13 protein-coding genes and 1 tRNA gene are annotated in these 13,743 nt (G+C 61.2%); 3 read left to right on the top strand and 11 right to left on the bottom strand.

All coding sequences use genetic code 11. The features are described 5' to 3' along the window. Nucleotides 1-4 precede the first annotated feature (4 nt). Nucleotides 5-493: a hypothetical protein gene (locus tag MWL89_RS04810; protein WP_102379582.1), complete on the bottom strand. Its 489-nt coding sequence runs from the start codon at nucleotides 491-493 to the stop codon at nucleotides 5-7. A gap of 283 nt (nucleotides 494-776) precedes the next feature. On the opposite strand from MWL89_RS04810, the gene MWL89_RS04805 reads away from it, so the two are divergent. Further along, nucleotides 777-852 (top strand) — tRNA-Ala (locus tag MWL89_RS04805). Between the two features lie 56 nt (nucleotides 853-908). Here MWL89_RS04805 and MWL89_RS04800 read toward each other — a convergent pair. Further along, nucleotides 909-1,889, bottom strand: coding sequence for a helix-turn-helix transcriptional regulator (locus MWL89_RS04800; protein WP_102378758.1), 981 nt, complete (start codon nucleotides 1,887-1,889; stop codon nucleotides 909-911). A 181-nt stretch (nucleotides 1,890-2,070) separates the two neighbouring features. Between MWL89_RS04800 and MWL89_RS04795 the strand changes: the two genes are divergently transcribed. After that, nucleotides 2,071-2,496, top strand: a complete 426-nt coding sequence (locus MWL89_RS04795; RefSeq protein WP_102378759.1) for a TOBE domain-containing protein — start codon at nucleotides 2,071-2,073, stop codon at nucleotides 2,494-2,496. Between the two features lie 154 nt (nucleotides 2,497-2,650). On the opposite strand, the gene MWL89_RS04790 is transcribed toward MWL89_RS04795, so the two are convergent. Further along, on the bottom strand, nucleotides 2,651-3,454 hold the full coding sequence (locus MWL89_RS04790; RefSeq protein ID WP_244411961.1) for a molybdopterin-dependent oxidoreductase: 804 nt from the start codon (nucleotides 3,452-3,454) through the stop codon (nucleotides 2,651-2,653). Nucleotides 3,455-3,466: 12 nt separating this feature from the next. Next, on the bottom strand, nucleotides 3,467-4,987 hold the full coding sequence (locus tag MWL89_RS04785; RefSeq protein WP_244411960.1) for a molybdopterin-dependent oxidoreductase: 1,521 nt from the start codon (nucleotides 4,985-4,987) through the stop codon (nucleotides 3,467-3,469). Nucleotides 4,988-5,208: 221 nt separating this feature from the next. Between MWL89_RS04785 and MWL89_RS04780 the strand changes: the two genes are divergently transcribed. Continuing rightward, nucleotides 5,209-6,687 (top strand): helix-turn-helix transcriptional regulator, encoded by a 1,479-nt coding sequence (locus MWL89_RS04780; RefSeq protein ID WP_244411959.1) that lies wholly within the window; start codon nucleotides 5,209-5,211, stop codon nucleotides 6,685-6,687. A 5-nt stretch (nucleotides 6,688-6,692) separates the two neighbouring features. Here the strand turns inward: MWL89_RS04780 and MWL89_RS04775 are convergent, their stop codons facing one another. The 7 genes from MWL89_RS04775 to MWL89_RS04745 form a co-directional block, all read right to left on the bottom strand. After that, nucleotides 6,693-6,971 (bottom strand): PKD domain-containing protein, encoded by a 279-nt coding sequence (locus MWL89_RS04775; RefSeq protein WP_102379584.1) that lies wholly within the window; start codon nucleotides 6,969-6,971, stop codon nucleotides 6,693-6,695. A gap of 50 nt (nucleotides 6,972-7,021) precedes the next feature. Beyond that, nucleotides 7,022-7,570 (bottom strand): gamma carbonic anhydrase family protein, encoded by a 549-nt coding sequence (locus MWL89_RS04770; protein WP_244411958.1) that lies wholly within the window; start codon nucleotides 7,568-7,570, stop codon nucleotides 7,022-7,024. Nucleotides 7,571-7,688: 118 nt separating this feature from the next. Then, on the bottom strand, nucleotides 7,689-7,988 hold the full coding sequence (locus MWL89_RS04765; RefSeq protein WP_102378764.1) for a CDP-alcohol phosphatidyltransferase: 300 nt from the start codon (nucleotides 7,986-7,988) through the stop codon (nucleotides 7,689-7,691). Between the two features lie 85 nt (nucleotides 7,989-8,073). Continuing rightward, nucleotides 8,074-10,674 (bottom strand): homocysteine S-methyltransferase family protein, encoded by a 2,601-nt coding sequence (locus MWL89_RS04760; RefSeq protein WP_244411957.1) that lies wholly within the window; start codon nucleotides 10,672-10,674, stop codon nucleotides 8,074-8,076. Next, nucleotides 10,667-11,461, bottom strand: coding sequence for a vitamin B12 dependent methionine synthase (locus tag MWL89_RS04755; RefSeq protein WP_244411956.1), 795 nt, complete (start codon nucleotides 11,459-11,461; stop codon nucleotides 10,667-10,669). Before MWL89_RS04755 ends, MWL89_RS04760 begins: the two co-directional genes overlap by 8 nt. Before the next feature lie 14 nt (nucleotides 11,462-11,475). Then, on the bottom strand, nucleotides 11,476-12,360 hold the full coding sequence (locus MWL89_RS04750) for a methylenetetrahydrofolate reductase (RefSeq protein WP_102378766.1): 885 nt from the start codon (nucleotides 12,358-12,360) through the stop codon (nucleotides 11,476-11,478). 474 nt (nucleotides 12,361-12,834) lie between these two features. Next, complete coding sequence (locus tag MWL89_RS04745) at nucleotides 12,835-13,701, bottom strand: TspO/MBR family protein (RefSeq protein WP_244411955.1); 867 nt, start codon at nucleotides 13,699-13,701, stop codon at nucleotides 12,835-12,837. Nucleotides 13,702-13,743: the final 42 nt, after the last annotated feature.

Genomic DNA, 13,743 nt, shown 5'->3' with positions numbered 1-13,743 from the left:
GCGTTTACGGGTGGATGTCGAAGTAGCCCGTCTGCTTGCGAACCTGCCATGCGCACACGGCAAGCGAGATGATGAACAGGCCGCTCACCAGACTGCTCGGATCGAGCGCCCCCCGGGAAAGGCTGCTCGCAAGGGCCCATGCCGTCACTACGGCATCGACGAGCGCAATCCAGAAGAACAACGTGATCTTAGGCGGATTCTTCGCCCCCCGAATGCCGAGCAGAGCCACGACAACGTTGATGACGGCGCCCACCATGGCCGATACGCCGAGAAACTTCGCGAAGAACTGCGCATCGATGTCGGCACCCAGCCCCTCGATGCCCTTCAGCAGGTCGGACGGTACGAACCCCGAGAACACCACAAGAAGTATGCCGAACACCACTTCGAGGGCCGCCCACACGAGAAGAACGATGCACAGACGGCGCAGCCACACCTGCCACGGGGTCATCGGCTTCCCGTCGGTTCCGACGGGAACCTTTTTTTCTCTGGTCATCGCTTCCGTCCAATTCATGCCTACGCGCCGAGGCTTTCCAACGGCTACAGGGCAGCTCATCTATAATAGATTCCATTGTATCCTATTTTTAGAAAGCTCCAGGCGCTTCGGGTAGCTTCGGGAGCTTTCTCGCCTCGGCGGCGTATTCGGTTCTGCAACGTGATCTGCAGTATTGGATATCGCTTGGATTTTCGGGAGCACAGCCGAATGCTTCACAAACCATATAGAAATTAGGGCTTGACCGAAGCCCTGAGTCAGGTATACTAAATCTCGCACTTTTTACGGGGCCTTAGCTCAGCTGGGAGAGCGCATGGCTGGCAGCCATGAGGTCAGGGGTTCGATCCCCCTAGGCTCCACCATACACAGCACAAGCCGGACGATCGTCCGGCTTGTTTTATAGTGGGCAGAACGTCGCCTACGTCTCGTAGATGCACTCCCCGAGCAAACGGAAGTCGTAGCCGACCATGCTCGCAAGACCCTGCTTGAAAGCAGTGCTTCGCAAGTTCGCCTGCACCGTACGCAGCAGACGCTCGGTCGAGGGCTTCTTGGCAACCACGAGTACGAGCTGCTCGGTCTGCAGGGGCAGATAGTCGAGACCCCTCACCTGATGAAACACCTTCTCGGTTCCCACCCCCACGTCGGCATCCTTGCGCGCGATGAGGGAACCCTGCACGAGCGCCGACGAAACCTCCCGATCGTATCCGGGAATGGTCTTCGGATCGGCCTCCATGATGCGCAAACGCTCGTCGAGCAGCACGCGCGCCGCCGCTCCCCGCTCGCGGTTTGCGAGCACCGCTCCCGAATGGAGCAGATCGCCCCATGAGCGCAGGTTGAGCGGGTTGCCCCGCTGCACGAGCAGCCCCTGCGTGTAGTACGCCATCTGAAACACCTTCACGGGCATACCGGGCAGCAACCGCTTGATATAAGGGAGGTTGCAGGTTTCGCTCGAGCTGTCCCAGAGGCTTACCGCAGCTGCATCGAGATATCCGAAGTAGAGATCGACGAGCGCTTGGTAGCTGTTCTGGTAGCTTCGCAGCACGTACACGCCCGATTCGGCCAAACACGTCGAAAGCCCGTCGACCATGGCATCCGAGCCGCCGAGGAGAAACGCGTCGGCAGCCGCGCGCGGTATGCGCTTGCCGATGCCGGACACGGGAGGCACCCAGACCCCGTCGATCGGGTTCGAAGCCGCATCTTGGGCGATCTTGGGCTTCGGCGGCGCCTGTTTCGACTGCGCGATATAGGCCTGCACGTCATCGAGCGTGAACCGAAGCTTCCTGCCCACCTTGTACGACGAGATCCTACCTTCCTTGGCGAGGCTGTATACGGTGTTCTTGCTCACGTCGAGCATCTGCGCAACGTCGTCTGCAGCCAAAGCCTTCTGCTTGAACTCCATGGCCTCCCTTTCTATTCTCGTTCTAGTATAGTACGGTTTTGTGCGAAATGAAACGAAACAGGGCGGATTCCCAACGATTTTGCAACGTCGATTGCATTGCCGCCGGGAATCCGTAGAGTGGCAGGTGTCATCGGAAAACGGTCGCCGCGCAATGCGACGGTCCACAGAAAAGGAGATCAGCATGAAGATTTCGGCACGCAACCAGCTTGCAGGTACCGTATCCGCCGTCAAAGAAGGCGCCGTAAACGGAGTCGTCACCATCAAGGTCGGCGACGAGACCATCAAGAGCGACATCACCATGGAGGCCATCAAGGATCTCGGTCTCGCCGAAGGCAAAGAAGCCATCGCCATCATCAAGGCGTCCAACGTGCTCGTCGCCGCCGGCAGCGAGCGCATCGGAAGCATCTCCGCCCGCAATCAGTTCCCCGGAACCATCGTAAAGGTCGCCAAGGGTGCTGTGAACGGCCACGTATCCATCGAGATCACCGACGGCGCGAAGATCACCGCTTCGATCACCAATGAAGCCATCGACGACCTCGGTCTTGCCGAGGGCGCCGCTGCCGTCGCCATCGTGAAGGCGACCGACGTCCTCGTAGCCGTTAACTAGCAAAACAAGCCGGCAGGTTCGCGGCTATTCGCCAGCGGGCGGCAAAAGGGGGTTTGCAGGCTCTTCTGCAAACCCCCTTTTGCATGAAGGGATGCGGTCCGACGGCGGTTGAGGGAGCCGTACCGAGCCGAACCGCATCCGGTGCAGCTTCGAGTTACGAAACGCCCGTTATACCCACGTTCGGGCGATTCGCATACTGATTTTCGGGAGCATCCTCGCTACCCGGTACCGCAGGTGCCTCGTCTTCGGCGGTCAGTTCGATCGAAACGATGTTGCGCGTGAAGTACTTCGCCGCCGTCGAATCGATCCAAAGCTGGTTCGTACCGCCGACCGAAGCCGAGAGGCCTTCGTCGTTGATCATGTACGACAAGATCGAGGTACGCGCCATAACGTAATCGAATGGAACCGACATCGAATAGCCGTCCTCCGAGGTGAGCGTAACCGTGTTCACGCCCGGCAGCGGCTGGGCGCGCTCGACGATGGTCGCAAGAGGCACCCCTGTGACCTCGGCGTTGATGACCGCCGCACCTCCCGGCGTGTTGGCCGCGCACGAGCAGCCCATGAGCGTCGTCTGCTCGTCGTCGGCCGCTAGCTCGCCGAGAGTCGCCGTGTACGCGTTCTCGACATCCCCCGATACGGTAAGGCTCCAATCGGCCGCCGCCGTTACCGTAAGCTCGGTCGTCGCATTGCAGAGGGCGTTTGCGGCTTTTTGGAACACCTCGGCTATCTTCCAGTTCGGAGTCACGACCGATTGCTGGTAGGAGAAGCCTCCGCTGACGTTCGGCACGTTGACGACCGGCGACTCCACCGTTGAGGTCGTTCCCTCAACATGGCTCCAGGTTGCCCCTGACGCATCGGGCGCCGCCGCCTCGACCGTATCTCCGAAGGCAACAGCCCCGGGGGCAAGGAGCGTAACGCCCGCCGCCGCGCCCACGATCTTCGTTATCGCATGGTTCATGATTCCTCCTTCCTACTGAACGTTAAAGAACAGCTGAGACGGATCGGTGCTGACGGAACCGTCGGCGGCGACCGCCCTGACCTTGATCAGATACGAACCCGGGGCTTCCGGCGTATAGGTAAGCTTCCAATTGACCCACCGCATCGTATCGGTTTCGCCCAGATCGTACGTCGTCCACGTCTTGCCCTTGTCAAGCGATATCTCCACCGCCGTTACCGGAATCTCGTACGCATCGGCGAAGCCCTCGAACTCGATCGGCTCGCCGGCGGAAAATACGGTTCCATTCGTGTAGTTGAAGATCGCCGTGTTGGGCTTGTTGAACATCTCGCCCGTCTTCGGATTGGTGAATCCCCTGAAGAACTTCGGCTCGGTCGGATCGGTCGTGAACTTCAGCTCGACGACGCGCTTCGTGTAGTGGCAGCCGCCGAGCGTCGGGGTCCACATCTGCACGGGGTAGCCTTGCAGCATGCCGAGCTTCTCGCCGTTGATCTCGGTGACCAGCAGGATGTCGTCTTTGTACTCGTTTACGTACTCCATCGAGAGCGGATAGACGTCCCACCCGTCATCGGCGATTGAGTGCATCGAGTTCACACTCGGGTCGACGCCCGCTTTTTCCATTACGGCCGACAGGGGAATGCCCTTTACGTTGACGTTGGCGATATAGGCTCCGCCCGGAGGGTTGGTCTGGCAGTCCATCTTGTACACGCGCTCGACCATCTGATCCTCGAAATCGGACAGCTTGAACGAGAATTCGGAATCCACCGAACCGCTCACCTTGATCTCCCAGTTCTCGTACGCCTCTTCCGACGTGTCGTTATCGGGGGTAACGCCCTGATGGTTAGCGTTCTCCCAGTAGTAGAACACTTGGTCGGTCGGCGTTATGGAATCCTGGGTAAAGCTGAAATCGCCCTGGACTTCCGCCACGGGGGTGATCCCCATATAGGCGGTATCGTACTTCACGAGATCCCACATCTCATGCTCTCCCGTCGCCGGGTTGATGTAATGGCACGAGTTGCAGTCGCCGTCGAACTCGTCGCTGTTCATATGGAGCGCATGCATGCTGTCCTGCAAGAACAGCGCCTTCGAGTGGCACATGTAGCAGAACTTGAGCGACGCATCCACGTTGTACGGGTTCCAGAGCTTCGGATGGGTCATCGGCAAAAGCTGGGGAGCGTCGATGAGCGAGGAGTGGCATCCCTCGGCTTGGCATCCGCGGTTCTCGCCCTGCAGGATCGCCGTATTCCACATATACGGATCCGACGGGACCAGCTGCACCTGCGTTCCGTCTTTGGCCTCGGTGACCTTCGGGGCGTAGTACTCCTTGGCCGCGGCCACCTTCTCTTCCCCTTGGAGCATCTTGATGCGATCAGCCTCGTCTTCGCCCTTCGCCTGATCGGACGAATCGACCGTCGGCTCGGTTGCCGGTTCCTGCGAGTTTCCTTGCTGCGGCTGGCTCGCACACGCCCACAGACAGCACGCGAGCGCGCAGGCGGAAATCACAACGAGCAGCATTGCCACCAATCGCTTCTTCATGGTATCCCTCCCTTCTGTTCGGCCTCCCGATCCTTTGCGCCGAGAAGCCCTGTGAGCGAAGGGTACGAAACGAAAGGGGCCGCGTCATCCAGAAAAACTCTTGAAAGGCAAACGTGCTAAAATATGAGCGGTCTACTGAGCGTTTTCGGCATCGTTTCGCCAGGGCCGCAGGGGGAATCAACAGTTTCTGTTGATGCGTTTTCAGCTGTAAGGGAGAGATCATGGGTGCTCAATCAAACAAGCAGGAAGGCGGGCGGCTCGCGCAGATCATGCGCCTCCCGCAAAAGAGAAGCGCGTCGCGCATCCTCCTCTCGGTCAATTGGCCGTTCGCAGTCGGTTTCGCCCTGTGCCAGACTTGGAATGTCCTGTGCATATCGTTGCCCGACCCCATCACCTACACCGCGCCGTTCCTCGATCTGCGATGGGTGTCGCTGCTGACCGCGCTTCTGCTCTCGGCGGCAGCTGTCGTTTGTTCGAAAAAAGCGGGGGCGCTCCTGCGCAGCCGGCGATTCGTTTCGGCCATCGGGGCGGTTGCGGCCTTCGGCAGCATCCTCGGCCCGGTTTCCGCATTGCTGCCCGGCGCCTCGGTGCCCCTGATCTACCTCGCGGCGATCGCGGTCGGCGTCGGTTTCGCAGGCCTGTTCATCGCCTGGTTTGAGGCTCTCGTCGAAGCGCACGACATGATGGGCCTCGCGATCAGCGTCGTCATCGCAACCGTTCTCACCTACCCGCTCGCCAACGTGCTTTCGTCGGACCAGATGAACCACTGGGTCTCCGCTTCGATCGCATCGGTTCTGCCCATTGTGTCGGTGCTGCTCTTAGGCGCCAGGCCCAAGCACGCCGGCGCCGTCCCGCCACCCGAAACGACGGTTCCCGACAAGAGGAAGAAATGGCTTCTGCTGAGATTCTGCCTCTGCTTGCTTCTCGTGATCGCGATCATAGAGACCGTGCGCAACCTCCTGCTCAACGGAACGGCTCTGAGCTTCTACGCGGGCGTCGTCAACCTGGGTGCGCTCGCCCTCAAGCTCTCCTGCTCGGTGTGGCTCCTCGCGATCTTCGACGCCCGCAACGCCGACGGCGTTTCGGCGATATACCGTACGGCGTTCGTGCTTCTGCTCGGCGTCGTCCTGTGCATACCGTACCTTTTGGAGGGAAGCTGGATCGCGCACACCCTGCTCGACCTCGGGTCCTTCTTCTTCCAGTTCACCGTCATCATGGTTGCTTTCGAGATAAGCGTGGGCTTCGACCTGCATCCCGCGCTCGTGTTCGGCAGCGCGCGGATCGCCTGGTCGGCGGGTGCGCTTTCGGGAATCGGCCTGGAGGCGATATGCCGAGGTGCAGGGCCCGACGGCGTCCAGGCGTTCGCCGTCGCGTTCGGCCTCGCAGCGGCAGTGGCGTTCGTGTTCGTGTTCACCGAGAGGGATTGCGTCGAGATCCTCTCGAGCCTGCCCCTGCCCGCCCATACGTCGCGATTCAAGCGGCAATGCGAGCATCTCGCCCAGCGAACGGGGGTATCGGAGCGCGAGCTTGAGGTGCTCGCCCTCGTCGCGAAAGGCCGCTCCGCCGGGCGCATCGCGGAGGACCTCAGCGTTTCGCTCGCCACCGTCAACTCCCACATCCATCACATATACCAGAAGCTCGGAATCCATTCGCGCCAAGAGCTCCTCGACCTGATCGAGGAGGAGCACGTTCCGCTCTAGATCGGCTACTCTACGAAAAACTCCACCACATCGGCAAGCGGACTGCGATCGCCGTCTTCGTTGACCGCGCGCACGCGGAGCCGATAGAGGCCCGGCTTTTGCGGCGTATAGGAAAACTGCCAGGTGAGCAGTTTGTCGGTGGTGGCACCGCCGGTGTCGTGCCCCGTCCACGTCGATCCCCCGTCAAGGGAGAATTCGATGGCCGATATCGCCTTATCGAAATCGTCGGCATAACCCGAAAACGTCAGCGGTTCGCCCACCTTGCCAAATACCGTCCCCAGCATGCTGCCCCCAATCGTCAGCCCCATTGTGCGCGATACGGCGCAGCCGCGCATCAACAGTTGGTGTTGATTTTCGCCGAAAGCCCGCCCTGCGGGCACTTTGCCGCGTACTCTTTCGCGTCGTCGACGTAGACTTGGGCGTTTGCGAGGTTGTGTTCCACCGTAGCGTCGTCGAGCATGCGGATCACCTTGCCGGGAACGCCTATCACGAGCGAGCGTTCAGGGATGACCTCGCCTTCCTTCACCAGCGCGCCAGCCGCGATGAGCGACCCTTTCCCTATTCGAGCCCCGTTCAGCACCGTGGCGTGCATGCCGATAAGGCAGCCGTCCTCGACGATGGCGCCGTGCACGATGGCGTTATGGCCCACCGAAACGCAATCGCCGATAACAACCGGGCAACCGTGATCGGAATGCAGCGTGGCGTTGTCCTGGACGTTGCTTTTGGCACCTATGCGGATCGAATCGACCTCGGCGCGAAGCACCGCCCCGAACCACACGGAGCTCTCCTCGCCGAGCGTCACATCGCCGCTGACCGTAGCGGTATCGGCGATAAACGCCGCTCGATGCGTATCGGGAACCTTGCCCTTGTATTCGATGATCATCGCTGCCCTTTCGATTTCGCGTGTCGGACGAGTATAGCGCTCGATGCGATATCGATCAAAAGCAGCTTATACGCAATAAATCAGAAGGCGGCTGGGATCTCCAGCCGCCCTTCGGTCGCTATGCGTTTTTCTCGGATGCGTAGAAAACCGCATCGTCGAACACCTCTTCGATCGTTCTCCCGCCAACGAAGGGCAGACCCATGAATTCCGCAAGGGTGGGAACAAGCTCGCTCGCATCGGTGTAGTGTCCCTTTTCGTTGAGCTTCGCCGTGTCCTGCGCCCGCCAGTATCGGTCGTTCACATCTGTCAAGTAGTACAAGGTACCGCTGACCTCCATGTAAACCGAGTGATGAGCATGCAGATACATCGGCAGCTCATCAAAGGACACGTCAAGCTCTTCCGTTGCTTTCGTTCCCATACGGGCCCCCTTCTCTTCGGGAAATACCTTTGACCCATCATAGCAATTTAACGCCACGTGCGGAACTCAGATTCGCAGAAAGTGCCTATTCGCGACCGCCGAAGAAGTTTCCCGCGATGCGCGCCGCCTCGGCCGCATCTTTTCCATAGTAATCGGCGCCGATCATATCGGCGTACTCGGGATTGAGAACCGCTCCCCCAACGAACACCGTGCATCCGGGAGCCTCGCTCCTCAGCAGGCGGATGGTCTCTTCCATCGCCTTGACGGTCGTGGTCATGAGCGCCGAAAGGCCCACGAGCTGCACATCGTATGTTTTCACCGCATCGAGCACGGCCTCGGGTGACACGTCGCGTCCCAGATCGATCACCCGGTATCCGTAGTTTTCGAGCAGCATCTTGACGATGTTCTTCCCGATATCGTGGATATCGCCTTTCACCGTAGCGAGTACGATGCGCTTATCGCTTTCGAACGCCTCCGGCTCGGCGTGCGCACGGATGGTGTCGAAACCCGCCTTCACCGCCTCGGCCGAGGCCATCATCTGGGGAAGGAAGAACTCCCCTCGCTCGAACTTCGCACCGACGAGGTCGAGTATCGGGATGAAGATGTCGTTGATGACCGACATGGGGTCGCGATCGGCAAGCAGTTCGAGCGTGGCTTCCTCCATCTGTTCCTTGCGCCCCGTCATGATGAAGCGGCGCGCCGATGCAACCGCCTCGTCGCCGACTTCGGACGCCTCGCCCGCGGCCGTCGCGGCGGCCGCAGAGGCATCGGGAGGCTGCACGCCGGCGGCTTCGGCCGATTGCGCGGCACCTGCGCCGGACGGTTGGGCGCCGGGTACCGAGCCCGATTTGTACGGATCGGGCTTGGTCGCATACTCCTCGATGAACGCAGCCGCCTGAGCGTCTTCGGCGTCGAGCACGCGGAAGCTGTTCACCGCGTCCATGTAGCGCTGCGAAAGGGGGTTCAGGATGGGCATGTCGAGCCCCGCCCCGAACGCTGCCGCCAGAAACGTCGCGTTCACCAGCTCGCGCTGCGGCAGGCCGAAACTCACGTTCGAGACCCCCAGTGTCGTGCGCACACCGAGGCGCTCCTTGACGAGGGTGACGGCTCTGAGTATCTCGGCCGCTTCTTTCTGGTTGGTCGATGCGGCCATAACGAGGCAGTCGATCACCACGTCATGACGTGAAATGCCGTACGCTTCGGCAGCCCGCACGATGCGCTCGGCGATGGCGAAGCGCCCCTCGGCGGTCGCAGGGATGCCGTTCTCGTCAAGCGTCAGCGCCACAACGGCGCATCCGTAATGCTTTGCGATGGGAAGGATGGTCTCGATGCTCTCGCGCTTGCCGTTCACGGAGTTGATAATCGGCTTGCCCGCATAGCGGCGCACGGCTTCCTCGATGGCAATCGGGTCGCTCGAATCGATCTGGAGCGGAAGCGTCGTAGCGACCTGGAGCTTCTTCACCAGATCGAGCAGGACGGTCGGCTCGTCGATCTCGGGAAGGCCCACGTTCACATCGAGTATCTGCGCGCCCGCCTCCTGCTGGGCGATAGCCTCCCCGATAGCGTAATCGAGGTTGCCCGAACGAAGCGCCTCCTTGAGGCGCGGCTTGCCCGTCGGGTTGATGCGCTCCCCGATCACCGCCGTCGCGGGCATGCCCTCTTCGAGGACAACCGCCTCCTGAGACCCCGTCACCGCGCAGAGCGAAGCGGCTTGCCGAGGCTCGGGTTTCCGACCGCTCGCCAACGCGGCGATCTTCTCGATGTAGGCGGGAGTCGTGCCACAGCATCCGCCGACGATCGTCGCACCCGCATCGAAGATGCGCTCCATGGCGCGCCCGTACTCGTCGGGCTTGACATCGAACACTGTCTTGCCGTCTTCCACGCGCGGCAACCCCGCATTGGGGCGCACGACCAGCGGGCACGAAACGTGTGCGATCATAGCCTCGACGATGGGCGCCAGCTCCGCCGGTCCGAGCGAGCAGTTGACGCCGACGGCATGGGCGCCGAGCGCCGAAAGCGTCAGCGCCGCCACCTCGGGGCTTGTGCCGAGAAAGGTCCTTCCGTCTTCACCGAACGTCATCGAGATGAATATCGGCAGATCGCAGTTCTCCTTAGCGGCCAACACCGCAGCTTTCGCTTCGAGCAGATCGGTGAACGTCTCGATGGCCAAAAGGTCGGCTCCCGCATCGCGGGCAGCCACCACCTGCTCGGCGAACAGATCGTACGCCTCGTCGAACGATAGCGTGCCGAGCGGTTCGAGCAGCGCTCCGATCGGCCCGATGTTCGCGGCGATGTAGCGCCCGCCCGCTTCTTTCGCGCAGCGGATAGCCGCCGAGAACACCTCCTCGACCGTAGCCTCCCCCGCAAGCTTGCGGCGGTTGGCGCAAAACGTGTTCGTGGTGAGCATCTGCGCTCCGGCAGCAACGTAATCGGCATGGATCGCCGCAACCGCCTCGGGGTTCGCAATGGTGAGCAAATCGGGCTCTTGGCCGGGAACAACGAGGTTCCTTTCCTGCAGCATGGTTCCCATAGCACCGTCTTGGACAAGGTACTCCTCGCCCCGCAGTACGGCAGCAAGATGCTCGTCTTTGATAACGAGCCCCGCAAGCCTGTCGTAGGGTTCCCCCGGAACAGGTATTGCAGCGCCCCGTGCAAGCCTCATGTTTTTCGCAGCTTTCTCATCCATGGCAAACCTTTCCCGCTGCGCGTATGGCGCAGAATTCTTTCATATGGCACGACCCGCACGACCGGGGCTTTTCGCCTGCAGGAGGATCTTCGAACAAGCCGACGACAGCGGTCACGCTTTTCGTCGGCAGAAGCAGATCGGTATCGGTAACCGAAAGCCCCATGGTCTCGAAGGCTCTCAGGACAGCGAGAAACCGAGGCTGCACCGACAAAGGCAAATCGCCGTAGCCGGGGCTGTACCGCCAGTTCGCATACAGGTGCTGCTGCGCCGCTTGGGCGACGATCTGGGCTTCGGTTGCATCGGCAACGCGCTCGACCAACGCCGAGCACGCCGCGTCGTAGACGAGCGCGTCCAAGGGGCTGGAAACCTTGAGCCGCGCCAACTCCTGTTCGCTTTTCGCGCCGAGCGTGCACGCCAGAAGCGCGCACCCCCGTGCACCGCGCAGGTGCTCTACGATGTCGAAACCATCAAGTCGAAGCGAGGCGCCCAGCACATCGACGTAAGGAGCCGATTCGGATCGGCCGCGCACCGCCCGTCCGGCATCGCCGGCTTTCGCCCCGCATCTCGGTAGATCGTCGGCAGCTGACGCTTCCCCGCGCTCCGCCGACGCGGCATCGGAGCCGCCATGGACCTCGACGTCGAAGTACGCGACGGTGCTTTTGGGATCGAGTTCGCGTTCGCATCGCTCGATGATCCCGTCGATCCGATCGTAGAGCGCGGGCTCCATCGCCTGTCCCGCATACCCGAGGTAGCGCAGGACCTCGCCCCTATCCACCCCGTACTTCATGCCCGGCAATCCCCTTACCGCCAGCAAGGCTTTCGAAACGCCGCGCCTCTCATGCCCCGCAGCGCCCCGACGGTTGCGCATGCGATGTCGGGCTGATTCATCGTATAGACGTGCAAGCCGTCGACTCCGTGCGCCTGCAAATCGGTGAGCTGGGCACATGCGTACTCGATACCCGCCTTGCGCAGGCTCTCCGGATCGTCCTCGTACTTGGCGAGAAGCTTGATGATCGGCGAGGGAAGCGAAGCCCCGCACATGAATACCATACGCTGAATCTGCGCCTTGCCGAGAAACGGCATGATGCCCGCCGTGATAGGCGCGCAGATACCGGCACCGAGGCACGCTTCCAAAAACCGGTAGAAATAGCGGTTGTCGAAGAAGAGCTGCGATACGAAAAACGCCGCACCTGCATCCTGCTTCTGCTTGAGGTGCTCGACGCTCAACTCAAGCTGCTCGCACTCGATATGGCCTTCGGGATACGCGGCCGCGCCCACGCAGAAACCTTCGTCCGACAAGCTGCCGATGATGTCTTTGGCGTAGAGGAAATCCTTCGCCTCGCTTCCCGCGACACGATCGCCGCGCAGGGCGAGAACGTTCTCGATCCCTTTCGCTTTCATATCGGCGATACGCTCGGCCAACATCGCTTCGGTCAAACCGATGCACGTGAGATGGGCCATAACGGGAACACCGAACTCCGCCTGGATCATATGGGCAACGTCGGCCGTCGCACTCGAGTTTCCGCTTCCCCCAGCCGAATACGTAACGCTGATGAAATCGGGCTCGAGCGCCGCAAGCTCGCGTGCCATCGTATGGGCGGCTTCGAGGGAGAGATCCCCTTTCGGCGGGAATATCTCGAACGATATGGGCTGAGTGCCCTGCGTGAATGTGTCTGCTATCTTCATGCGAGCATTATAGCAAGACGGATCGGCCGCCGAGCGAGGATGCTCGATTCAATCGAAACAATCTGACGAGCCTTGCTATCGACCCATGCCGCGATCTCGCATTGAGGCCCTGCACGGCGATCCCATCGAGCGGCCTCGCGGTGCCACCTGCGGGCAGAGCGGGGCTCCGGTCCGCTTCCGGTATCGGTCGCGCTCGAATCGTGGCAGAAAACGGAAGCTTTTCGTCACCATCCGGCGCCGCCCAGCAATTGCTTTCCAGGTCGTTTCGCTGAACTGGAACGAATCGGAACCCCCGCATCAACCCTGCGAGTGCTTCCGCATCGGGGGCTTCATGGCAACGAAAACCTGTCGTTTTCCGCCAAAACCCGCCGTTTCTCGCGCATCTACCCGAGGGGTCGTCCGCAGTTGCCCGGCGGGCGCCGTTCGCAGCCGGCGGTATCGATTGCGGAATCGACCCATGCCGCTGCGCGCGCCCTACTTGCGCGGCTGCAGCCGATACTTCTCCCACGGAAAGTAGACCGCAAGCGCGCCGAACCCAGCGAGCATGATGGTGAGCACGGCGATGGCGATGTTCGCGTTCATCAAATGCACGCCGATACCCACGACCGCCCACACGATCACTGCGCCGAACGCGTAATCGTCGTACGTGCGCTTCATGTACACGGCGAGCGCGAAGAACGCGATCGCAAGCACCAGCGTGCTCGCAGGCTGCAAGATCGACTGCTCGGCTCCCGTAAAGCGCGTGATCACGTGCGCGATATCGGCGACCGTAGCAACGCCGAGCCATGCGAAGTACAGCGAGATGGGAACCCTGTCCACCAGTCGGCTCGACTGGGTGTTGACCCGAACGTACAGCATCCCGACAACCGCAAGCAAAGCGGCGATCACGATGATCGAGGGCACGAACGCCTCGAAGTGCCACAGCGCAAGCCATGCGATGTTGAGCGCGCACGATACGGTGAAGAGAGAGGCGGTCTTCCCGATCTGCAACGAACCCAGAGGCTCGTCGTGCGAAGCATCGCCCGAATAGGCGACGAGCCAAACCGCGAGGGCGAGATAGATGACCGACCATATGGAGAACACGTAGCCCGCCGGCGTGAACCAAGCGAACACCTCGCCCGACACCTCGGCCGACGTGGTGCCCCCGAGAGCGAATACCTCGAATGCGGCGTTGCATGCAATCGTTACGACATACGCCGCCCACACGAGAGCGATGCTCGTTCGCGTCGTGCGTGCCCTGTTGATCCCGTAGCGGCCAGCGTCTCGCCACGTTCCTCCCGTGGCCTGCGCCACCGATTGTCTTCGCTGATGATATGCTGCGCTGCTCGCTGAATCGCCCATCGCTGCTCTCCCTTCTTTGCGGCAATACCTGATGCCGTCTCT

Origin of the sequence: Raoultibacter timonensis, assembly GCF_022845715.1 — a bacterium.
Classification (GTDB): Bacteria; Actinomycetota; Coriobacteriia; order Coriobacteriales; family Eggerthellaceae; genus Raoultibacter; species Raoultibacter timonensis.
Note: the sequence above shows the minus strand (reverse complement) of the source record. Positions and strands in the feature narration are given on the sequence as shown.

Excerpts from the sequence above, each read along its gene's own strand:
- MWL89_RS04775 (WP_102379584.1), bottom strand. The coding sequence starts at position 6,971 with ATGCTGGGGACGGTATTTGGCAAGGTGGGCGAACCGCTGACGTTTTCG.
- MWL89_RS04765 (WP_102378764.1), bottom strand. The coding sequence starts at position 7,988 with ATGGGAACGAAAGCAACGGAAGAGCTTGACGTGTCCTTTGATGAGCTG.
- MWL89_RS04780 (WP_244411959.1), top strand. The coding sequence starts at position 5,209 with ATGGGTGCTCAATCAAACAAGCAGGAAGGCGGGCGGCTCGCGCAGATC.
- MWL89_RS04755 (WP_244411956.1), bottom strand. The coding sequence starts at position 11,461 with ATGAAGTACGGGGTGGATAGGGGCGAGGTCCTGCGCTACCTCGGGTAT.
- MWL89_RS04745 (WP_244411955.1), bottom strand. The coding sequence starts at position 13,701 with ATGGGCGATTCAGCGAGCAGCGCAGCATATCATCAGCGAAGACAATCG.
- MWL89_RS04770 (WP_244411958.1), bottom strand. The coding sequence starts at position 7,570 with ATGATCATCGAATACAAGGGCAAGGTTCCCGATACGCATCGAGCGGCG.
- MWL89_RS04795 (WP_102378759.1), top strand. The coding sequence starts at position 2,071 with ATGAAGATTTCGGCACGCAACCAGCTTGCAGGTACCGTATCCGCCGTC.
- MWL89_RS04790 (WP_244411961.1), bottom strand. The coding sequence starts at position 3,454 with ATGAACCATGCGATAACGAAGATCGTGGGCGCGGCGGCGGGCGTTACG.
- MWL89_RS04800 (WP_102378758.1), bottom strand. The coding sequence starts at position 1,889 with ATGGAGTTCAAGCAGAAGGCTTTGGCTGCAGACGACGTTGCGCAGATG.
- MWL89_RS04810 (WP_102379582.1), bottom strand. The coding sequence starts at position 493 with ATGACCAGAGAAAAAAAGGTTCCCGTCGGAACCGACGGGAAGCCGATG.
- MWL89_RS04785 (WP_244411960.1), bottom strand. The coding sequence starts at position 4,987 with ATGAAGAAGCGATTGGTGGCAATGCTGCTCGTTGTGATTTCCGCCTGC.
- MWL89_RS04750 (WP_102378766.1), bottom strand. The coding sequence starts at position 12,360 with ATGAAGATAGCAGACACATTCACGCAGGGCACTCAGCCCATATCGTTC.
- MWL89_RS04760 (WP_244411957.1), bottom strand. The coding sequence starts at position 10,674 with ATGGATGAGAAAGCTGCGAAAAACATGAGGCTTGCACGGGGCGCTGCA.